The sequence below is a fragment of the Clostridium puniceum genome, assembly GCF_002006345.1.
In the GTDB taxonomy this organism is placed as follows: Bacteria; Bacillota; Clostridia; order Clostridiales; family Clostridiaceae; genus Clostridium; species Clostridium puniceum.
Window position 1 is genome coordinate 39,719 of sequence record NZ_LZZM01000148.1, and the last position, 22,114, is coordinate 61,832.

Sequence of the window (22,114 nt, forward strand, 5' to 3'; positions counted from 1 at the left end):
CCAAAACTGTTACTATGGTTTTTTCACACTTGCTCATTTTTTATCTCCTTACTTAAATAAAATTAAAATCTATAATGAGAAATACTTTACTATTTTGTATTAATACATACATATATTGTATTATAATTGTATTTAATTGCAAGTTTTCATATAATATTCTAATAACTTGCCATATGAGTTCATAATACATATTGTACTTTTTCCATTTGATACACACCTATAACATACAAAAAAAGACAGTAATAAATTTTTTATACAAAATTCACTACTGTCTTTATAACTAATTTAATTCTGGTAAGTCAAGTTCTCCATCAATATCATTATCAGTGCTACTTGAAATGTCTTCAGAGAAGCTTAAATCAACTTCACTTAAAGGAACAATTTTAGTTTTATGTTTTACTTTATAGCCTACATATAATGCAATAAATAATGGAATTCCTATATAAGAAGCAATTAAACCTTGCCAGTCAATTCCTTCAGGTTTTATACAAGAATAACCTTGACCTATTATTATGACTGTACACATTAGTAATGCGAGTATAGGTCCAAAAGGATAGAATAGAGCTTTATATTTTAAAGCAGATGCATCCTTACCTTGATAAACAAAGGCTTTTCTGAATCTATAATGACATAATGCTATACCTACCCAAGCTATAAATCCAGCAAGTCCAGATGCAGCAATTAACCAAACATAAACTGTACTTTCTGCATAAAGACCAGTTAAGAAACAGGCAGAAGCAATTATAGTAGTTGCAATTACAGAATTTACAGGAACACCTCTTTTATTAGTGTTTGCAAATATCTTTGGAGCCATGCCATCTTTAGCCATAGAAAATAACATTCTGCTTGATGCATACATACCAGAATTTCCAGCAGATAATACTGAAGTTAATATAATGGCGTTCATTAATGAAGCAGCACCAGCAACACCAGCTCTTTCAAATACCATTGTAAATGGGCTTGTATCAACAGTTGCACTAGTAAATGGAATTATAGCACCTAAAACAATTATTGTACCTAAATAAAATATTAATATTCTCCAAAAAATTGATTTTATAGCTTTTGGAATAGTTTCTTCTGGTTTTTCACTTTCACCAGCAGCGATTCCTATAAGTTCAGTTCCTTGGAATGAGAAACCTGCAATTAAGAATATAGCAAAGATAGATTTTATACCACCATGGAAAGGTCCATCCTCTATGACATAATTGTGGAAGCCTACATTTTCGCCACCCATTATACCTAAAATCATTAAAACACCAATTACTAAAAATACAAGAACAGTAACTACTTTTATTCCAGCAAACCAGTATTCTGATTCACCGTATGCTTTTGATGATAAAATATTTAATCCTACTATTAGTGCTAAAAATAATACGCTCCAAACGAAACCACTAACATCAGGTAACCAATACTTCATTATTAAAGAACCAGCAACCAGTTCTGCTGCTATTGTAATAGCCCAGTTATACCAATAATTCCACCCAAGGGCAAAGCCTAGAGCTGGGTCAATAAATTTAGTTGCATAAGAACTGAACGAACCTGAAATTGGCATATGAGTTGCCATTTCTCCAAGACTTGTAATTAAGAAATATACCATAATACCTACAAGTCCATAGGCTAATAATGCACCTCCAGGACCGGCTTGTCCTAGAGTATCACCCATTGCAACAAATATACCTGTACCAATAGAACCTCCTAAAGCAATCATGTTTAAATGTCTTGCTTTTAAACCTCTTTTTAACTCGTGATTTTTTTCACTCATTTTATTTATCCTCCTTATGGTTTTAAAATTCCATAAGTAATTAACTAAGATAATATAAAGATTTAACCAATAAAAAAATGCCATGAAAGCATATTCATGACATAAAATACGAAATATATTTATAAATAAATATATGAAATCCGCATATGTTTATTGAAAATAGCTCTCCACAAAATAAATTGTGACAGTCTTATGCATATTTTACATAAGCCCAGTAAACAGCAGTAAAGAAATTTGCTATTCACTTCGGCGAAAAATCCTTTCGTATTACTTCACTGATCTTACCTCCATAATACTACTATTAAGTTTCGCACCTCTACCTAAGTTATTTACTTGTTATTTTATAAATAATTATGTGGGTAAATTAAAAAAAAGTCAATATAAATATAATATTTCATATATAATATTATATTTATAAAGTATAATGTGAAAATTTAATTGAATATATTAACAATTTAGAAAAATTATAAAAATAATATGAGAAAATTATAGATATTAGGGTAGAAGTTTTAAGTTAATATCAATTAGTTTATTCCCCAATAATTAATAAATATAATTGAAAAACTTTTTGGCTAGTGGTTCCATTTCCATCTAGAAAAGAAGTTTTAAAATTTTTATATAAAAAATTACAGATTAATTAATATTGTGCATAATTGTACATATATAAGGTTAAAATAGTATTTCAAGGTGGAAATAACAAAATATGAAGAAATACATATGTCCTCCGTAGGTTGACATATGGAGGAATATAGGATACTATAGAATTCGTCAATAAGTAACATTTCTATTGATAGATTATTAATTATAGAGTGAAATTATTAATTAATATAAATAATTTTATGGAGAAATTTAAAGAATAAAAAAGTGACTGCAAGAGTTAAGATGTGATTTTTTTAATATTCTAAGTGAAAAATACACTTTGTATTAGTAGATTCTTTTTATGACGCATTAAATTGAAATAAAACGGGAGGGCTATTTTTATGAAAAGGAAAATTTCTTTGCTTTTGGTACTGGCTATGACAAGCTCGATTATGCTGGCAGGGTGCAGTAATGTTAAAACAAATAAAAAAGCATATATAGAAAGTGATGTTATTAAAATTGGAGTATTTGAACCAATGACAGGGGCAAATGCAGCTGGTGGTCAGCTTGAAGTTGACGGGGCAAAACTTGCAAATAAACTTTATCCAACAGTTCTTGGTAAGAAGGTAGAATTAGTTTTTGCTGACAATAAGTCAGATAAAGTTGAAGCTGCAAGCGCAGCAGCAAACCTTATTGAACAGGAACATGTTAATGCTATTATAGGAAGCTGGGGTAGTGGAAACTCTATGGCAGCAGGGGATATTGTAATGGAAGCACAGGTTCCAGCAGTTGGAGCATCATGTACAAATCCACTAGTAACAGCAGGTAATGATTATTATTTCAGAGTTTGCTTTATAGATCCTTTTCAAGGAACAGTTATGGCAAAATATGCAGCTAGTAAATTGCAAGCAAAAAAGGTAGCTCTTCTTCAAGAAGTTTCTAGTGACTATTCAGTAGGTATTAGTAAATTTTTCAGTGATGAATTTATTAAAATTACAGGAGATAAAAATGCTATTGTAGCTAAATCTAACTACAATACAGGAGATCAAGATTTTACAGCTCAGCTTACAAATATAAAGAGTAATAATCCAGATGTAATATTTGCTCCAGGTAATTTTACAGAAGGAGCTATGATAGTAAAACAAGCTAGACAGCTTGGTATAACAGTACCTATTATAGGGGGAGATACTTGGGAAACACCTGAATTTATAGATATAGGTAAAGAAGCAGTAGAAGGCACAGTATTCTCAACTTTCTTTGCAAGTGAAACTCCTATAACTTCAGAGTCAAAGACTTTCCTAGATGCATATAGAAAAGAATTTAATAAAGAACCAGCAGCAGTTTCAGCTTTATCTTATGATGCTTATATAGTGATATTAGATGCTATAAAGAGAGCAGGTACTGCAGATCCCGTTAAAATAAGGGATGAAATTGCAAAGACAACGAACTTTCCAGGCGCAGCTGGAGTAATTACAATTGATGAAAACAATAATGCAGTAAAAGATGCGGTTTTAAAAGTAGTTAAAGATGGTAAATTTACTTATCTTGATACAATAAAACCAGAACAAAATTAAATTAGGCGGTGAAAATATGGACTTAACTACATTCATGCAAAACTTAGCAAATGGAATTTCAGTGGGAAGTTTATATGCACTTATAGCTATAGGTTATACTATGGTTTATGGAATATTAAAGCTTATAAACTTTGCACATGGAGATATATTTATGATGGCTGCTTACTTCGCGTTTTTTGGAGTAGCTACCTTTGGACTTCCTTGGTATTTTGCTTTTATAATAGCTATAGCTATAACAGCACTACTAGGAGTGGGAATTGAATTTACAGCTTATAGACCACTTAGAGGTGCACCCAAGATTTCTGTTTTAATTTCAGCAATTGGGGTATCCTTCTTACTTGAAAATTTAGCAGTTGTTTTATTTGGTGGAAGACCAAAAGCATTTCCGGATGTTAAATTATTTACAGACGTAGTAGTTATAGGTGGGGTTTCTATTCAAAAGCTTACATTTATAATTCCAATTGTTACAATAGCGTTATTATTTGCTTTATTACATTTAGTTAATAATACTAATGTTGGTATGGCAATGAGAGCAGCATCAAAAGATGTTGAAACAGCAAGGCTTATGGGCATAAATGTAAATAGAATAATTTCTTTTACCTTTGCTGTAGGATCTGGACTAGCTGGAGTTGGGGCTATGATGTGGTGTGTTAAATATCCACAAATAGGTGCGCTTATGGGAATGATGCCTGGGTTAAAATGTTTTATTGCTGCTGTTATAGGTGGTATTGGTGATATAAAAGGAGCCGTTATTGGAGGTTTTGTCCTTGGATTGACTGAAATTATGTTAGTTGGTTTCTTCCCAAGTTTAACTGGATATAGAGATGCATTAGCATTTATATTATTAATAGTAATATTATTATTTAAGCCTACTGGAATAATGGGCAAAAATTTAACAGAGAAGGTGTAAAAATGAACAATAAAAACAAATTTTTGAATATAGCTCTTATTGCAATTGTTTTTTTACTCTTGTTTGTTGCAAATGGTAGCTTAGATTCTTATAAAATTAGAATTTTAAATTTATGTGCAATATATACAGTTCTTGGTTTAAGTTTAAACTTAATAAATGGATTTACTGGACTATTTTCATTAGGACATGCAGGATTTATAGCAGTAGGTGCTTATACAACTGCATTACTTACAATGAGTGAAAAAGTTAAAACTCAAAATTTCTTTATGGAACCTTTAATGGCACCATTTAATCATATATCAGTGCCATTTGTTGTAGCATTAATTATAGGAGGACTTTTATCAGCATTTTTAGCTTTTTTAATTGGTGCTCCAGCTTTAAGACTTAAAGGTGATTATTTAGCTATTGCCACCTTAGGTTTTGCAGAAATAATCAGAATAATTATTACTAATACGCAAAGTCTAACTAATGGTGCTTTAGGGCTTAGAGGGATTCCTCGTACTACAAACCTATATTGGAGTTTTGGTATAGCAATTGTAACTATAATTATTCTTATATCACTAATAAACAGTTCTTATGGAAGAGCATTAAAATCTATAAGAGAAGACGAAATAGCAGCAGAAAGTATGGGAATAAACTTATTTAAACATAAGGCTATAGGTTTTGCAGTTGGTGCTTTCTTTGCTGGAGTGGGTGGAGGATTACTTGGAAACTTAATGGGAACTATAGATCCTAATATGTTTAAATTCAGTCTTACATTTAATATACTTCTTATCATAGTTATTGGAGGTATGGGAAGCGTTACTGGTACAGTAATTTCAGCTTTCATTGTAACTATACTTGGAGAAGCTTTAAGATTTTTAGATATGGAAAAGCAATTTGATTTAGGAATTTTCAGTTTTTCTGGAATACCAGGTCTTAGAATGGTAATTTTCTCTATATTACTTATGGTAATAGTATTATTCTTCAGACATGGAATTATGGGATCAAAGGAATTTTCATGGAAATCAATATTTAAATATTCTAGTAAAAAACCTCTAGAAGAAGGAGGGAATAAATAATGGCATTATTACAAGTAAAAAATGCAACAATGCAATTTGGTGGCCTTACAGCTGTTAATGATTTTAACCTTGAAATTAACGAAGGTGAAATAGTTTCTTTAATTGGACCTAATGGAGCAGGTAAGACTACAGCTTTTAATATGATCACAAATGTCTATACACCTACTAAAGGTAAAATACATTTTGATGGCACAGATGTTACTGGAATGAGACAAGATTTAATAACTCAAACTGGAATAGCTAGAACTTTCCAAAATATAAGATTGTTTAATGATTTAACTGTACTTGAAAATGTATTAATAGCAAATCATGTTCATATTAAATCAAATGTATTTGAAGCAATGTTTAAATTGCCTAAGTATAGAAAAGAAGAAAAGGAAATGGTTGAAAAGTCTATTTCTCTTTTAAAAGAATTAGGACTTGAAGATTTAATGGATGAAAAAGCTAGTTCACTTCCATATGGAAAGCAAAGAAAGCTTGAAATAGCAAGAGCTCTTGCAACTAATCCTAAGCTTCTTCTTCTTGATGAACCAGCAGCAGGTATGAATCCTACTGAAACAGATGAACTTACAGCTTTTATTAAAGAAATAAAAGAAAAGTTTAACTTATCTATATTTATGATAGAACATCATATGAATATGGTTATGACGTTATCAGATAGAATACAAGTTTTTGAATATGGAATTACTATAGCTGAAGGTACACCTTCTGAAATACAAAATGACAAAAAGGTTATCGATGCATATTTGGGGGTATCTGAAGATGATTAAAATAGATAATTTAGTAGTAGCTTATGGCGGTATTGAAGCTTTAAAAGGTGTAAGTTTAGAAGTGCCAAGTGGAAAAATAGTAACTTTAGTTGGAGCTAATGGAGCAGGTAAAAGTACGACCTTGAAATCTATAGTTGGTCTTGTTAAACCAAAGAGCGGAAGTATAGAATATGAAGGTGCAGATTTAACAAAGCTTAATACAGAGCTTATGGTTAAAAAAGGCATAGCACTAGTACCAGAAGGTAGAAAAGTTTTTGCTGACCTTACAGTACTCGAAAATTTAAAAATAGGTGCTTATACAAGAAATGATAAAGTAGGAATAGAAGAAGATTTAGAAAATGTATACTCACTTTTTCCACGTCTTAAAGAAAGAACTTGGCAGGCAGCAGGTACACTTTCAGGTGGTGAGCAGCAAATGCTGGCTATAGGAAGAGCGCTTATGTCTAGACCTAAATTAATAATGATGGATGAACCTTCACTCGGACTTGCTCCAATAGTTGTAAAAGAATTATTTGGAATCATAAAGAAAATCAACGAAGAAGGTATGACAGTTCTTTTAATAGAACAAAATGCTAATGCAGCTTTAAAAATAGCTGATATAGGTTATATCATGGAGACTGGAAAAATTACGTTAAGTGGTTCAGGTAAAGAATTACTTAGCAATGATGAAATTAAAAAAGCTTACTTAGGTGAAGCATTATAGTGAATAATTGAAATATAACGGGAATTGTATTTATATAATTCTTGTTATATTTTTATTATTTAGACTTAAGCTATATCTTAAAACATTATATGTATGTTACGTGTGAAATTTTTAAAAATATGTTATGATAAATGTTAAATAATAAAAATTGAACAGTGTAACATTTACAAAATATGTTATAATTTATTGAAAGATAAATAGTAATTTGAGAGAAGATTTTTAAATAAATATTGTATTTTGGATTGAGATAGGTGCTACTTTTCTATGTATTTTTGTCGCTAACAATAAAAAGACAAAAGGAAATGAAAACCAATTTAAGGTTGAGTATTATAAATAGTAATTTATTATTTAACTAACAATTTTATTCAGTAAGATAAGTAAAATATGGAGTGTATGATATGGAACTGCGATTAGAAAATGAAAAGGATTATTATGAAGTTGAAAATCTAACGAGAGATGCATTTTGGAATGTCTATCGTCCAGGGTGCGATGAACATCTTGTCATTCACAATTTAAGACAATCGGATTCTTTTATTAAGGAATTAGATTATGTTTTGATTGAGAATAATCAGATAGTAGGAAATATTGTTTATAGTAAAATGTTCGTTGGATTAGAACGAAAGATGAGCAATGACGTAATTGGCTTTGGTCCAATAAGCGTTCATCCAGATTTTCAGAGAAAAGGTATTGGAAAGAAAATGATAGAATATACCTTAAATGAAGCGAAAAAATTAGGCTATAAGGCAGTGCTTATCACAGGAAATAATAATTATTATAATCCTTTAGGGTTTGAATCTGCTAGCAGATATAGTATTTATTTGCCTGGAATGTCAGAAGATGATGAAGCTGTGTATTTTATGGCAAAGGAATTAGAAGAAGGATATCTTAATAATGTTTCTGGAATATATGATTTTAATACTTGTTTTGATGTTGATGAAAATGAATTAGAAATATTTGAGCAAAAGTTCTCTAGGAAAGTAAAAAGAGAATCAAAGGAAACAGATTTGAGATAATTAGGTAAATTATTATGTGGTTTTCAAATTCCAATTAAAGTTAAGTATTATAAATCATCAATATGATTATAGCACCATTCATATAAGCATCGCAAAACAAGCATAATGATTAAAACTCTTTGAGATAGAAAATATTTTACCCTTGGAGGAACTTGAGGATATTCTTTTCGGACAATTAAATTATATGCGTCTAATTCTTTTAACTGTGCACTGACCATTTTATAAGTAATTATTCCAAGAGAACGTTTTAACTCACCATATATCAGAATTTGTTTTTTCCAAAGCTAAAATAAGTATGTACATTTACAATAAAGCAAAGACATTGCATAAGCAAATGGCCTAGTATTTGCTTCATTATACATGTTTGCTCTCCTTTTGGATAGTATCTAACAAAAAAGTGCATACTTGCTACTAATTATATATTAATTTATCATAGAGACAACAAATATTCAAGGAGGATAATATTATGAAAAAAGAAATACAAGTATTTGATTATGCCAGTGTGATTATGAAAGCACTTAAAACAGGCATTTTATTAACAACAAAGGTAGATGATAAAGTTAATTCAATGACCATTTCATGGGGAACTTTAGGAATAGAATGGGGAAAGCCGATTTTTACAGTTTTCGTGAGAGAAAACCGCTTTACAAAATATCAACTTGAAAAGAATCCTGAATTTACTATAAATGTACCGTTTGGTGAGTTTGATAAAAAGATATTAGGAATTTGTGGCACAAAATCTGGTCATTTTAGTGATAAAATTAAGGAACTAAACTTGACACTGGAATCACCTAATAGTATTTTAGTTCCAGCTATTAAGGAAATCCCACTTACACTTGAGTGTAGGGTTATATATAAACAAAAACAAGATGAGAGCGAGATTAAAGAAGAAAATAAAAATAAATTTTATCCCCAAGATGTTGAAAGCTCCTTTCATGGTGCAAACAGGGATTTTCACACAGCTTACTATGGAGAAATTATAAGTGCGTATATAATTGAATAATATATTCCGAAGTTCTCAATGTAATATTAGATCATGAGTATAACAGCAAATTAATAAATTCTCTTTATATAGCTAAAAAACAAGCTTAAAGGTACTTTATTGAATATAGGTAATATACAAATTAAGTTGCTAATTAGACAAATTCCGATTTGTAAGCAGGAATTTGAAATATAAGATTGTTTAAATGTGGTAAAGGAAGTACAGCATGAAAAGGAAAATGATGGCATGGATAAAAGGATTATAGGCAATACAATGTAGAGCTTTGACTTTATTACGGTGAAGGAAATGAGGATATGGTTAAACAGGCTTATAAGATATTTAAAGAGGGAAGTGAAATCTTATTTCCCTTAGGTTCTTGCCATTTTAGTCCATTGTGTGCAAATTTTATTGACAAGTTTGGCGTTAGATGGTGTTTTTTGCATAACTGATTCTGCAGATTATTCGGATATCACAAAGGAGTCAAATTCCAATTTGTTAGTTATATATGAGTAAATTGAAATGTAGTAGTATAAATGAGTGTTGTTGCATTTATTTTTTTGAAGCATTTCTTAGATTGGCTTAAAATAGGTTGATGCAGTATTCTAAAATATTAAGTACTATAAGTTGATAATCTCATCTATAATTTTTTAGGGATTATATTAAAATATACCCCCAAATTTAAACTTAAAATGATAAAAAATATGCACATATAAAAGGAGTGGGAAGCACAATTGGAACTTTTCGCATATAAAAGGAGTGCAAAGCACAATTGGGAATTTACTAAGTGCAATCAAAATCATTCCACAACATTTCGATTTGATAGCAGGACTTCAAGTTGGCATTTGCATAGTTTTAAGCAATAGTTAAATTACATATATTACCTTTAAAGCCTTGATTTTGCTATGAATATTTAACTATGTATCTATTTTTATAGGAATATAGATACATATGTAAAGTTGAATATATATTATATTATAAAACAATCTACATAAAAATGCGCAACGGCAGCTTAATTTAACTGAAAAGTTGAAATTAAATAGAGGATTGATATAATGAATATGTCAGATAACTAAATTGCAAGAAGATTAGGAGAAAGACTAATGAAATATGATTTTGAAAGCTTGATATCAAGAAAGAATGTAGGTTCGAGTAAGTGGAATTTAATGCAAAAGGTTAATGCTAATATTAGTGACAATATAGTACCATTTTCAGTTGCAGATATGGAATTTAAAAGTCCGCCTCAAATTGTTGAAGGACTTAAAAAATATATAAATTCAAGTATTTTAGGATATACGGAACCTACATATGAATACTGCAAAGCAGTATGTGGTTGGATGGAAAAAAGACATGATTGGAAGATAAATAAAGAATGGATAGTTGAATTTCCAGGAGTAGTCCCGGCTTTATTTACTATTGTTAGAGCACTTACGGAAGAAAATGATGGAATACTTATTATGACTCCAGTATATTATCCTTTTTATAAAGCTATTGAAAAGAATAAGAGAAAGGTCGTTAGCACAGAATTAGTTCTTTCAAATGGTCATTATGAAATTAATTTTGAAGATTTTGAAGAAAAAGCAAAATTAGAAAATACAAAGGTATTGATATTATGCAGCCCACATAATCCAGTTGGACGTGTTTGGACAGAAGATGAATTAAATAGAATTGGAAGAATATGCATAGATAATGACGTAATTATGGTATCAGATGAAATTCACTTTGATTTAATAATGCCTGAATTTAAACACACTGTTTTGGCTAACATATCAGAAGAATTTGCAAATAATTCAGTGATTTGTACAGCTCCAAGTAAAACATTTAATTTAGCAGGTTTACAAGTCTCTAACATAATTATTTCGAATTGGGATATTAGAAAGAAAATTATACATGAACATAGAAAGGCTTATGGAGATTATTCAGTATTAAATATTTTTGGATATAAAGCTTGTGAAATTGCGTATAATGAATGTGAAGAATGGCTTGATGAACTTATAAAAGTATTAGATGAAAATAAAAAACTTGTAGAGAATTTCATGAAGAAAAATTTATCACAAGTTAAAGTTATAAATTTAGAAGGTACATATCTTCAATGGTTAGATTTCAGAGAATTAGAAAATGACCATTTAGCTTTAGAAAAGTTTATGAAACTGGAAGCACAATTGTTCCTAAATGAAGGATATATATTTGGAACCGGAGGACAAGGTTTTGAAAGAATAAATTTAGCATGTCCTAAAAAGATATTAGAAGAAGCGTTATATAGATTGCTGGAAGCTGTAAAAAAATGCTATAGATAATATTAATATATTGTTAATAGAAGCAAAATTATGTGAATTTTAATCAATATGATATATTTTTAATAATAGAATGGGGTGAACTCTTTGAATCATAAAAAAAGACCTGATTTAAATATTTCATTAACATGGAAAGATAAAGTTATAATCTTAATAGCAACGGTTCCAATAATATTTGTATTAGTATATTTAAAAATGGTTTGGAGTGAAATCCCAGAAATTATTCCAACTCATTTTGGATTTTCTGGAGTTCCAGATGATTTTGGAAGTAAAAGCAGTTTGTTTATCATTATAATAATTACTATAAGCCTTCATATATTATTAGCAGTGTTAAGTAAAGTACCTAAATATTATAATTATCCAGTGTCTATTACAGAAAAAAATGTAGAATCATTATATAAAATTGGTAAACAACTAATGCTTTTAATAGATTTAGAAATTTCATTTTTATTTAGTCTCTTAATATGGGAAAATGTTCAAACTGCATTGGGTAAGGTCAATGGAGTAAACAGTGAAATATTATTTCTTTTTATAGGTACAATATTTATTACTTTAGTATATGAAATTGTAAAAATGTATAAAGTTACGAGTTAAGCTGCATAAAATGCAATTATGAAATAGACTAAAGTTTTATATGTATTAAAATTAATAGTTCTAAGTTTTAGATACAATTATTTCGCTATTTGTATAAGAAATTAAGATTCAAATAAAATATTAGTATAAATAGCTTCATTTAGTAATTTCATAAAGGAAAAAAATTAAACCCTGCTTGAGTTAAAGAAACTGTTTTATTTGTCCTTTCAAGTAGAGTAGTTTGCAAATATTTTTCTAATTCTTGTATTCTAGTCGATACTGTTGATTGTACAATATTTAGTTTTTTAGCTGTTTTAGAAAAATTATTAGTTTCTGAAAGAGTTACAAAGGTTTTATAAAAGTCATAATTCAAAATCATACACTCCTTTAATTATCGAGTAAAGAGATTATTACTATTTAAATAATTCGCTATATTGCAAGAAAACCAGGAGATAGTTTTAGGGGGAAGTGCTAATATTGCCTTTGAATATGCAACTAAGAGATACAGAAGCAATCTAATTAATTGGGAAATGTTACCTTTTACAATTGATTCATCAGAAAATATAAATTTTAATAAATTATATAGTGATTGAAGGAATTAAAGATGATATTTTTGAGGGAAAAGAGGAAGTAACTGCAAAACTTATTAATAATCATGGCAAGAAAGATTTAACCCTTCAACTTAAAGGGCTATCTAAAGAAGAAAGAGATATTATTTTATCTGGCTGTTTAATAAATTATTATAGAAAATAAGTGTATTCAAGAGGAAACTTATATTGATATTAGGAATATTTTTATACACATGAAATAATATGAACCTTTTCTGAAATTTAAATTTCATATTATAAGGTCATTGTAAAAATAGGATAGAAATATGAAAGAAAATAGTAAGGCATATTAACAAAATAATGAGAACATAAATACGTAAATTATTTATTGTATTTGGTAATAATTACATAATAGATTATATTAACGCTTGTAACTAAATCAATGTTGTAATAAGTCTAGTAAAATTGAGTATAATGTTTTTGCAAGCAATATATAATTTAACATATGATTTACTAAAGCAAAAGGAGATGGTATTTGTGGCAGATAATAATGAAATGTTTGAGTTGCTTACTAAGATGTATTCTGAATTTCAAAGTATGAAATCTGATGTTAATGAAAGATTTGATACTTTAGAAACTAGATTTGATAATATGGAAGGTAAAGTTGATAATCTAGAAAATGAAGTTGGAAAAATTAATATGACCATTGAAAATGAAATTAAATCTAAAATTGAAGCTTTATTTGATGGATATAAATAAAATACGGAAACTATGTATTAATTAACTAAAAAGTGAATTATTTACAATCTGATATAAATAATTTAACTATAGGAACTTTAAAAATTAAAACAATATAATCCATCTTTCAAAACATTAGAAAAATGAATTAAGAAAAGATTTTGATCATATATTTCAAATAACAATAAAAAGCTGATTATAATAGAATATATGATAAAAGTAAATGTAACTAGAATAAAAAATCTATTATTGACAAAATTTATACAATAAGATATTATAAGTGAAAGTCCAAATTTTAATTTGGCCACTTGAACTTACTCAGCGAACGTATGTGAGTCGAGTTTCATATTATTGATATATTAAAAGCAATGAAAAAGAGGAGTAAAAATCCGGAGACATTATAGGAAACTCACACAAATGAGTTGAGAAGTACAGTTTTTTTATTAAAAGAGCTAGTAAGAGAGAGGGGATTGCTGGAAACCCTTATGTTGAAGGTTTTGAAGGTAGCTTTTGAGCTTCTTTAGTGAAATTAATAGTAGCTAAAGACGGTTTGTCTAAATCGTTATTCAAATTAAGAGTCCATTAAAGCAAAAAATATGACTGTATGTGTGCTTATGTGGAAATAAAGGTGGTACCGCGAGTCTTCGTCCTTTTTGTGATGAAGGCTCTTTTTTGGCGTTGAGAATCCAAATCTTGTATTTGGTTATTCGAAAGCCCCCAGCGAACGTATGTGAGTCGGGTTTCATTTTAACGGTTATCAATTAACAGTCAGCAGTTATGAATAAAACTTGCTGAGTTTCTAAATTCATAAAAGAATTATATGAAATTTTAAATTACTAATGTAAAAATTTATAATTAAAATAAATTTCAATAAATAGTTAATAAGTTGTATCTTTCAAGATACAACATGAACAATTAAAAAATATTATTTTCAAACTGTTAATTGTTCACTGTTAACTATTAACTGAATTAACTTGGAGGAATGAAAATGTCAGAAATTAAAAACATATCAACTACTTATAATCCAAAAGAATTTGAAGATAGGATTTATAAAAATTGGGAAGAAAAAGGCTATTTCACACCAGTAATAGATAAAAACAAAAAGCCTTATACAATAATTATGCCGCCACCAAATATAACTGGTGAGCTTCACTTAGGTCATGCATTTGATGATACTCTTCAAGATATGCTTATTAGATTTAAGAGAATGCAAGGATATTGTACATTATGGTTACCAGGAGAAGATCATGCATCTATTGCAACCGAAGTTAAAGTAGCTAATGAATTAGCTAAACAAGGCTTAGATAAAAAAGAAATGGGAAGAGAAGCATTCCTTGAAAAGGTTTGGGAATGGAGTGATGAATACAGAGCAAGAATTAGAAATCAAGTTAAAAGACTTGGGGTATCAGCTGACTTTACAAGAGAAGCTTTTACAATGGATGAAAATCTTAGTGCTGCTGTAAAACACGTATTTGTTAAGCTTTATAATGAAGGTTTAATTTATCAAGGAAATAGAATTACTAACTGGTGTACTCATTGTCAAACTGCATTGTCAGATGCAGAAATTGAATATGAAGAACAATCAGGTAATTTCTGGCACATTAACTATCCATTAACGGATGGTTCTGGAGTAATAGAAATTGCAACAACAAGACCTGAAACATTACTTGGAGATAGTGGTGTTGCTGTTAATCCTAATGATGAAAGATATAAGCATCTTATTGGTAAAACTGTAATGCTTCCATTAGTAAACAGGGAAATTCCTATAGTTGGAGATGACTATGTTGATTTAGAATTTGGAACTGGTGCAGTAAAAATGACTCCAGCTCATGATCCTAATGACTTTGAAGTAGGAAAGCGACACAACCTTGAAATCATAAGAGTTATGGATGATAAAGGAGTTATTAATAATTTAGGTGGTAAGTATCAAGGATTAGATAGATATGAAGCAAGAAAAGTTATTGTTAAAGATTTAGAAGAATTAGGTCTTTTAGTTAAAATCAAAGACCATGCTCACAATGTTGGTACTCACGACAGATGTGGAACTACTGTAGAACCAATAATATCTAAACAATGGTATGTTAAGATGGAACAACTAGCAAAGCCTGCTATAGAAGTAGTTAAGAGTGGAAAAACCAAATTTGTTCCTGAAAGATTTGATAAGATATACTTTAACTGGATGGAAAATATTCAAGATTGGTGTATTTCAAGGCAATTATGGTGGGGACATAGAATTCCTGTTTACTACTGTCAAGATTGTGGCGAAATGATGGTACTTGAAGATGCTCCAAAATCATGTACTAAATGTAGAAGTACTAACTTAAAACAAGATAATGATGTACTTGATACATGGTTCTCTTCAGCATTATGGCCTTTCTCAACACTTGGTTGGCCACATAAAACAGAAGATTTAGACTATTTCTATCCAACAAGTACATTAGTTACTGGGCATGATATTATATTCTTCTGGGTTGCAAGAATGATATTCTCAGGACTTCATTGTATGGATGAAACTCCATTTGATACAGTACTTATTCATGGTCTTATAAGGGATTCAGAAGGTAGAAAAATGAGTAAATCTTTAGGAAATGGTGTAAATCCATTAGAAGTTATAGATACTTATGGAGCTGATGCTTTAAGATTTATGATAGCGACTGGTAATGCTCCAGGAAATGATATGAGATATTATCCTGAAAGAGTTGAATCTTCAAGAAACTTTGCTAATAAGATTTGGAATGCTTCAAGATTTGTTATGATGAACCTTGATAAGGATATAATGAATAAGTATAAAGATAACAAAGAATATTCTTTAGCAGACAAGTGGATTTTATCTGAAATGAATACTTTAGTTAAAGAAGTTACAGAAAATATGGAAAAATATGAACTTGGAATTGCTATGCAAAAAGTTTATGACTTTATGTGGACTGAATTCTGCGATTGGTATATAGAACTTGTGAAACCAGTATTCTATGGTGAGGATGAAAAATCTAAGGGAATAGCTTACAATGTATTAAATACTGTTTTAATTACAGGATTGAAATTATTACACCCAGCTATGCCATTTATAACAGAAGAAATTTTCACTCATTTAAGTGATGAAGAAACAATTACTACTTCAGCTTGGCCTAAGTTTAATCAAGCTTTAGTAAATAAAGAAGCTGAAAATGATATGGCATTTGTAATTGAAGCTATAAAAGGTTTAAGAAATGTAAGAGCTGAAATGAATGTACCCCCTTCAAGAAAGGCTAAAGTAATTTGCTATATAGCAGAAGATGCGAAAAAAGCATTTAATGCAGGAAGTATATATATTGAAAAATTAGCTTCAGCTTCAGAAGTTGAATTTATAGCTGATAAGAACAATGTTCCAACAAATGCTGTATCTTTAGTAGTTAAAGGTGGAGAGCTATTTATGCCACTTTTAGATTTAGTAGATAAAGAAAAAGAATTAGATAGATTAAATAAAGAGTTAAAGAAATTAGAAGGTGAAATTGATAGAATAGATAAAAAGCTAGGAAATCAAGGATTTGTAGCTAAGGCTCCTGCAGTAGTTATAGAGGCAGAAAAAGAAAAGAGAGTAAAATATGTTGAAATGCTTGAAGCTGTTAAAGTTAGAATTGAAGCATTAAACTAAATAGATTATAAGTAGAAAAAGACATTATTAGAATAATGATTCTAGTAATGTCTTTTTTGTTTATAGTTCTAAAGATATTTTAATAATAGAATAAAAATTAGTATATAAGTTCTAATTAAATCACTACATTAAAAATATTTACTAAAATAAATTAAATTTGAGCATAGAGCAATAATAAAGGTATTTAATTGAAAAATTTTATTAAGTAAGGATATAACAGAATAAATATTAATATACATAATTTAGGCACAATCAAAAAATAACAGACTAATATGCTTGTCTAGATTATGTCATACTGTGGTGGAAATTTTCGTTAATAACTGGCTATGAGCAAAAATTACCATCTTGTCTAAAACATAAAGTGAAACTTTTCAGGTGAGATTTTATATTTCAGCTGAATTTAATCGAACTCATTCAGGGGACGAATGACATCGAACTAAATATAGAGTTTAATTTTGTTCTGTTATTTTATTTGCCAGAGAGTACTATGTATGGAGGGATTTAATTTGAAAACAAAAAGATATTTACTTAATTTAGTTTTTTGGATAATACTATCAATATTATTTAATATTTTTATATTTTATACAAAGGGTGAAAAGGCAGCTATTGAATACTTTGGTGGATATATAGTTGAAATGTCATTAAGTTTAGACAATTTATTTTTGTTTTTAATGGTGTTTTCAAGTTTTAAAATAAGAGAGGAATATCAGGAACGGGTATTACTATATGGTGTTATAGGAGCCATGGTATTACGTTTAATATTTATTTTATTAGGCGTATCCATAGTAAGTAAGTTTAGTTTGTTGCTTCCTATATTTGGGATTGTGTTGTTATTTAGTGGAATTAAAATATTTCTTGGAGAAAATGATAATATTAAATTTCAGGATAATTTTGCAGTGAAAGTATTAAAGAGAATAGTACCCGTAACTGATGCTTTTCATGGAGATAATTTTATAATTAGAAAGAACGGAATAATTTATGCAACACCTCTTTTAGTAGCATTAATAATAATAGAATTTTCAGATATTATATTTGCAATAGATTCTATACCAGCAATTTTTTCAATAACTACAAATACATTTATAGTTTATACGTCTAATATATTTGCTATATTAGGACTTAGGAGTATGTACTATATACTGCAAAAAATGAATAATGTATTTAAATTTATGAAATATGGAGTAGGTGCCATATTGATATTTACAGGCCTAAAACTAGTGTTATTGTTTTGGAAAATTGAAATTTCAGTTACAAATTCCGTGTTAATAATAAGTATTATTTTATTAAGTAGTATTTTAATATCCTGTATATGGAATGAAATATCTAAATTAAGAAATTAATCTTTATTAAAATAAAAAGTAGATATTAAAATTAGCTTTAATTTTAAATATGAATTAAATTATCAACAAGTTTAGAATAGTTAATTTTTATGTAAAAGAATATATTTAAAGATAGTCATATGAATATATTACCCGCTAAATTCAAGTTTATATTAGTCATTCTCTAATAATTAAAGTATAATAGAAGTAATTAAAATTTTATTATATTAGAAAAGACACGAGGTAAATCAAAATGAATATGACTTATAAAGATGCAATGGACTATATTTCAAGTGTTGGGAAATTTGGTTCTAATTATGGACTTGAGAGAACTTTTAGACTTCTAGAATTGCTTGGAAGCCCACATGAAAAAATAAAATTAATACACATAGCAGGAACCAATGGAAAAGGTTCAACCACAGCTATGGTTACAAAGATTTTAAGAGGTTTTGGATATAAAGTTGGAATGTATACGTCTCCGTATTTAGAAAAATTTGAAGAAAGAATTCAGATAAATGGAGAGATGATTAAAAAAGATACTCTGGTAAGATTGCTTGAAGATGTCAAAGCTGCTATAGATAAAGTTATAGAAGAAGGATATGAACATCCAACAGAATTTGAGATTATAACTTCACTTATGTTTTTACACTTTTATAATGAAAAGGTGGATTATGGTGTGATTGAAGTTGGTCTTGGTGGAAGATTAGATTCAACTAATGTATTAACGCCAAAGGTTAGTGTAATAACCTCTATAAGTTTAGATCATATGAATATTTTAGGCGACAATTTAAAAGATATTGCAAAAGAAAAAGCTGGCATAATAAAAGAAGGTATACCAGTTATATTATACCCTCAAGAAAAAGAAGCAGAAGAAGCTATATTAAAGATAGCAGAAGAAAAGAATTCAAAAGTGTATTTTGTAAGAAAAGGAAATGGGAAATTAATTAATATTAATTATGAAGAGTTATATCAAACTTTACAAATCCAAAGTTATAAAAACACATATACAATTAATTTGCCTTTACTTGGGCAACATCAAATATTAAATTTGGGAGTGGCTTTAAATACCATAGAAGTACTGTGCGAAGTAGAAAATATTTCAATAGATAAAAATATGATAGAAAAATCTTTGCAGGATGTAAAATGGATAGGAAGACTTGAAGTATTAAGCAAGAAACCAACTATAGTAATAGATGGAGCACATAATATAGATGCAATTAGAGCTCTTAGAAAGAATGTGGAGAAATACTTTAAATATAATAAAATATATCTGTTACTGGGGATTTTAGCAGATAAGCAAGTTAAAGAAATGATAGAAGAAATAACTCCAATAGCAGAAAAAGTTTATGCATTAACTCCTCATAGTGAAAGAGCTGAACTTGGTGAAGACCTAAAAAAAGAAATATCAAGATGTAATTCTAATGTTATTACATTAGAAAATTATGAAGAAGCTTTTTTATTAGCATTAAAGGAAGCTGATGAAGAAGATCTAATATTAATAAGTGGATCATTATATATGATAGGAGATATGAGAAAAATTATAACTTCAATAATTAAATAGCAATTTTTATATTTTACAAAGTAAGCTCAATTAATTGGAGTATAGAAGTTCATTAGTAAGGGTTAAGTAATCAGAATTTAAGCATCATTTTTGAATTTCACTTAAAAGGAGTAATGTAGGTTATATGGTTAGGAAAAATAAAGAGAATTCGACTAATAAAGAGAAATCAATATATTATGATCTAAAAAAATTTCATAATAACAACTCAGATGCACTATATAGTAATCAAGATTTTGAAACAGCTGGGATAAAAGAATTTAATTGGATTACAAAGAGAACACAGCCACTTAAAGCATATGAGAAAAATAGATTAGCAAATGGACTCGTAAAAATTTTATTAAAGGATGAATTGAGTGATTACACTTTATCCAACATAAATAAATATATAAATTTAAATCCAATTATAAGCTATTATGAGAATTTTATTAAGAGTTTTAAAGATTCACTTGAATTTAACACAGAGAATTCAAAAATAAATAATCTAATAAGAAAAATGATTATGGAAAGTAATTCAAGCGAGGAAATAAAACTAGGATTAATACTTGCACCTATTTGCAAGATTGAGAATATAAAAGAAATTTTATCAATTTTTTCTATTCATAATGATTATATTTTCTATGTAATTAAAGCTTATGAGTATATAGGAAAATGTAATAATATTATTTTTGAATTAGCGAAAAAATCTACTGGATACGGAAAAGTATTTTGTGTGATGAATTTAAGTCCAATAAATTATGAAATAAAAAAGTGGATGATTGAAGAGGGATCAGTTAATAAAGTAGGAATCCCTGAATTGTTATCTAGTAGCATGCTTTCGATGGACCTCTTAGAGTATTTAGAAAACTTTGAGTTTGATGGCGTAGAAATTGAAGTATTTGCAAAATCATTCAGTATGATGCTTTCAGATTATGGATTAGATGAAATTAAAGATGGAATAAAGACTTGCGATAAGCTAGTAGAAATTATTGATAAGGTTAATGGGAAAATATATTCTTTATATTCTGTAATTTCAATTATTTATTCAATAGAAGCTATTTTAATTGATGATTATAAAACAAAAAGAAGTCATAGTTTCTTTAAATTTAGTAATCAAGTTAAAGGGATAATTGAAAATTGTAAGAAGATTTGTAAGAAGGAAATCTGGCATAAAATAATAGAAGATCAAATTTCAAATGAGAATATTGAAAGTAGTGTTTTAATAAGCTGTTCAGAAAAGACTAATTATCAGTTAAAAAAGAAAGAATTTGAAATAATTCTAAAAAGAGATACTGCTAATCCGCTATTATATAAATATGCATTTTCAGTAGGAAATAAATCTTTGAAAAAATGTGCTTTTAATATAGGGCTAAAAAATCTGCCTATGAATGAGTTATTAAGTGGCCAAGGTGAAATGAGAATAGATAATTTGGCTTATGAAGACATAGCACAAATTTGCTTTTTTATAATAATAAAATATTCAAAATATGAAGAGTTTCCAGATAAATATAAAGAACTTAATCTTCGAGCATTAAAATCTCCTTTAGTTGAAACAAGAATTCAAGCTGTAACTAATCTTCAAAGATTTAGAGAAGAATTTGATTCATTTGACAAAGAACTTATTTATGATGTTATTGATGGTGAAATGGTAAGAGCGATACGAAGGACTCTTAATTCTCTTCTTATTAAAACAAATAACAAGGAAAAGAAGTATATTGAAATTAAAGATAATATGCATATAGAGGAGCATACTAAAGATATATATTTAAATAACATATATGTTGCTGGTATAAATTATATAGATATAAGTGAAGTATATAATAAATTAACAGAAGGTAATATGTTGTATTTAAAAAGAGAGATTAACAATGAATATGATTCAAATGCAATTTTAATTTCAACTGTAGATGGTTATGTAATAGGATATATTCCTAAAGAAAGTAATTTAATATTAAAGAATTTAATGGATAATGGAAAATATCTATATGGGAAGGTAAAAGAAATAAGTGACGATTATCAAAGTATAAATATTGATATATACTTAAGCTATAAGGATATAATAGAAGAAATAACAGGAACATTATCCTTACTATCAGTAGAAAGAAAATTTTATCTTCAATAAG

The 22,114-nt window shown here is 28.4% G+C and carries 18 protein-coding genes, 1 riboswitch and 1 other annotated feature; of the genes, 15 read left to right on the plus strand and 3 right to left on the minus strand.

The window, feature by feature from the left end:
* Window positions 1-280: 280 nt before the first annotated feature.
* Window positions 281-1,762: an amino acid permease gene (locus tag CLPUN_RS11250; RefSeq protein WP_077847368.1), complete on the minus strand. Its 1,482-nt coding sequence runs from the start codon at window positions 1,760-1,762 to the stop codon at window positions 281-283.
* A 152-nt stretch (window positions 1,763-1,914) separates the two neighbouring features.
* Window positions 1,915-2,089: riboswitch (Lysine riboswitch) on the minus strand.
* Between the two features lie 653 nt (window positions 2,090-2,742).
* Between CLPUN_RS11250 and CLPUN_RS11255 the strand changes: the two genes are divergently transcribed.
* From CLPUN_RS11255 to CLPUN_RS11280, 6 genes are all read left to right on the plus strand, one after another.
* The gene (locus CLPUN_RS11255; protein ID WP_077847369.1) at window positions 2,743-3,915 is read left to right on the plus strand and encodes an ABC transporter substrate-binding protein; all 1,173 of its coding nucleotides are present in this window, start codon (window positions 2,743-2,745) and stop codon (window positions 3,913-3,915) included.
* A 16-nt stretch (window positions 3,916-3,931) separates the two neighbouring features.
* Window positions 3,932-4,825 carry a branched-chain amino acid ABC transporter permease gene (locus tag CLPUN_RS11260; protein ID WP_077847370.1) on the plus strand — a complete coding sequence of 298 codons (894 nt, stop codon included), beginning with the start codon at window positions 3,932-3,934 and terminating at the stop codon, window positions 4,823-4,825.
* 2 nt (window positions 4,826-4,827) lie between these two features.
* Window positions 4,828-5,886 (plus strand): branched-chain amino acid ABC transporter permease, encoded by a 1,059-nt coding sequence (locus CLPUN_RS11265; protein ID WP_077847371.1) that lies wholly within the window; start codon window positions 4,828-4,830, stop codon window positions 5,884-5,886.
* A complete protein-coding gene (locus CLPUN_RS11270; RefSeq protein ID WP_077847372.1) occupies window positions 5,886-6,656 on the plus strand; it encodes an ABC transporter ATP-binding protein in 771 nt (256 codons plus the stop codon). The genes CLPUN_RS11265 and CLPUN_RS11270 overlap by 1 nt, the downstream gene beginning before the upstream one ends.
* Entirely contained in the window at window positions 6,649-7,359 is a 711-nt protein-coding gene (locus CLPUN_RS11275) for an ABC transporter ATP-binding protein (protein ID WP_077847373.1), read from the plus strand. The genes CLPUN_RS11270 and CLPUN_RS11275 overlap by 8 nt, the downstream gene beginning before the upstream one ends.
* Window positions 7,360-7,757: 398 nt before the next feature.
* Window positions 7,758-8,372 carry a GNAT family N-acetyltransferase gene (locus CLPUN_RS11280; protein ID WP_077847374.1) on the plus strand — a complete coding sequence of 205 codons (615 nt, stop codon included), beginning with the start codon at window positions 7,758-7,760 and terminating at the stop codon, window positions 8,370-8,372.
* 47 nt (window positions 8,373-8,419) lie between these two features.
* Here CLPUN_RS11280 and CLPUN_RS28700 read toward each other — a convergent pair whose 3' ends face one another.
* Entirely contained in the window at window positions 8,420-8,641 is a 222-nt protein-coding gene (locus tag CLPUN_RS28700) for a winged helix-turn-helix transcriptional regulator (protein WP_341424989.1), read from the minus strand.
* Window positions 8,642-8,838: 197 nt separating this feature from the next.
* On the opposite strand from CLPUN_RS28700, the gene CLPUN_RS11290 reads away from it, so the two are divergent.
* The 3 genes from CLPUN_RS11290 (at window position 8,839) to CLPUN_RS11300 (ending at window position 12,239) form a co-directional block, all read left to right on the plus strand.
* The gene (locus CLPUN_RS11290) at window positions 8,839-9,375 is read left to right on the plus strand and encodes a flavin reductase family protein (RefSeq protein ID WP_077847375.1); all 537 of its coding nucleotides are present in this window, start codon (window positions 8,839-8,841) and stop codon (window positions 9,373-9,375) included.
* 1,079 nt (window positions 9,376-10,454) lie between these two features.
* Entirely contained in the window at window positions 10,455-11,648 is a 1,194-nt protein-coding gene (locus CLPUN_RS11295) for a MalY/PatB family protein (RefSeq protein WP_077847376.1), read from the plus strand.
* 84 nt (window positions 11,649-11,732) lie between these two features.
* Window positions 11,733-12,239 (plus strand): DUF1648 domain-containing protein, encoded by a 507-nt coding sequence (locus CLPUN_RS11300; protein WP_077847377.1) that lies wholly within the window; start codon window positions 11,733-11,735, stop codon window positions 12,237-12,239.
* Between the two features lie 148 nt (window positions 12,240-12,387).
* Here CLPUN_RS11300 and CLPUN_RS11305 read toward each other — a convergent pair whose 3' ends face one another.
* Window positions 12,388-12,591 carry a helix-turn-helix domain-containing protein gene (locus tag CLPUN_RS11305; RefSeq protein ID WP_077847378.1) on the minus strand — a complete coding sequence of 68 codons (204 nt, stop codon included), beginning with the start codon at window positions 12,589-12,591 and terminating at the stop codon, window positions 12,388-12,390.
* Window positions 12,592-12,803: 212 nt separating this feature from the next.
* On the opposite strand from CLPUN_RS11305, the gene CLPUN_RS27645 reads away from it, so the two are divergent.
* The 6 genes from CLPUN_RS27645 to CLPUN_RS11330 all read left to right on the plus strand — a co-directional run bounded on the left by CLPUN_RS27645 (window position 12,804) and on the right by CLPUN_RS11330 (window position 22,113).
* Window positions 12,804-12,971: a hypothetical protein gene (locus tag CLPUN_RS27645; RefSeq protein WP_158078754.1), complete on the plus strand. Its 168-nt coding sequence runs from the start codon at window positions 12,804-12,806 to the stop codon at window positions 12,969-12,971.
* A gap of 332 nt (window positions 12,972-13,303) precedes the next feature.
* Window positions 13,304-13,525 (plus strand): hypothetical protein, encoded by a 222-nt coding sequence (locus CLPUN_RS11310; protein ID WP_242954115.1) that lies wholly within the window; start codon window positions 13,304-13,306, stop codon window positions 13,523-13,525.
* A 338-nt stretch (window positions 13,526-13,863) separates the two neighbouring features.
* Window positions 13,864-14,159 (plus strand) — a binding site (T-box leader).
* Window positions 14,160-14,492: 333 nt separating this feature from the next.
* A complete protein-coding gene (locus tag CLPUN_RS11315) occupies window positions 14,493-17,135 on the plus strand; it encodes a valine--tRNA ligase (protein WP_077847379.1) in 2,643 nt (880 codons plus the stop codon).
* Window positions 17,136-17,641: 506 nt separating this feature from the next.
* A complete protein-coding gene (locus CLPUN_RS11320) occupies window positions 17,642-18,475 on the plus strand; it encodes a TerC/Alx family metal homeostasis membrane protein (RefSeq protein WP_077847380.1) in 834 nt (277 codons plus the stop codon).
* Between the two features lie 232 nt (window positions 18,476-18,707).
* The gene (locus CLPUN_RS11325; RefSeq protein WP_077847381.1) at window positions 18,708-20,015 is read left to right on the plus strand and encodes a bifunctional folylpolyglutamate synthase/dihydrofolate synthase; all 1,308 of its coding nucleotides are present in this window, start codon (window positions 18,708-18,710) and stop codon (window positions 20,013-20,015) included.
* Window positions 20,016-20,139: 124 nt separating this feature from the next.
* Window positions 20,140-22,113: an HIRAN domain-containing protein gene (locus CLPUN_RS11330; RefSeq protein WP_077847382.1), complete on the plus strand. Its 1,974-nt coding sequence runs from the start codon at window positions 20,140-20,142 to the stop codon at window positions 22,111-22,113.
* Window position 22,114: the final 1 nt, after the last annotated feature.

Excerpts from the sequence above, each read along its gene's own strand:
- CLPUN_RS11250 (WP_077847368.1), bottom strand. The coding sequence starts at position 1,762 with ATGAGTGAAAAAAATCACGAGTTAAAAAGAGGTTTAAAAGCAAGACAT.
- CLPUN_RS11255 (WP_077847369.1), top strand. The coding sequence starts at position 2,743 with ATGAAAAGGAAAATTTCTTTGCTTTTGGTACTGGCTATGACAAGCTCG.
- CLPUN_RS11260 (WP_077847370.1), top strand. The coding sequence starts at position 3,932 with ATGGACTTAACTACATTCATGCAAAACTTAGCAAATGGAATTTCAGTG.
- CLPUN_RS11265 (WP_077847371.1), top strand. The coding sequence starts at position 4,828 with ATGAACAATAAAAACAAATTTTTGAATATAGCTCTTATTGCAATTGTT.
- CLPUN_RS11270 (WP_077847372.1), top strand. The coding sequence starts at position 5,886 with ATGGCATTATTACAAGTAAAAAATGCAACAATGCAATTTGGTGGCCTT.
- CLPUN_RS11275 (WP_077847373.1), top strand. The coding sequence starts at position 6,649 with ATGATTAAAATAGATAATTTAGTAGTAGCTTATGGCGGTATTGAAGCT.
- CLPUN_RS11280 (WP_077847374.1), top strand. The coding sequence starts at position 7,758 with ATGGAACTGCGATTAGAAAATGAAAAGGATTATTATGAAGTTGAAAAT.
- CLPUN_RS11290 (WP_077847375.1), top strand. The coding sequence starts at position 8,839 with ATGAAAAAAGAAATACAAGTATTTGATTATGCCAGTGTGATTATGAAA.
- CLPUN_RS11295 (WP_077847376.1), top strand. The coding sequence starts at position 10,455 with ATGAAATATGATTTTGAAAGCTTGATATCAAGAAAGAATGTAGGTTCG.
- CLPUN_RS11315 (WP_077847379.1), top strand. The coding sequence starts at position 14,493 with ATGTCAGAAATTAAAAACATATCAACTACTTATAATCCAAAAGAATTT.
- CLPUN_RS11325 (WP_077847381.1), top strand. The coding sequence starts at position 18,708 with ATGAATATGACTTATAAAGATGCAATGGACTATATTTCAAGTGTTGGG.
- CLPUN_RS11330 (WP_077847382.1), top strand. The coding sequence starts at position 20,140 with ATGGTTAGGAAAAATAAAGAGAATTCGACTAATAAAGAGAAATCAATA.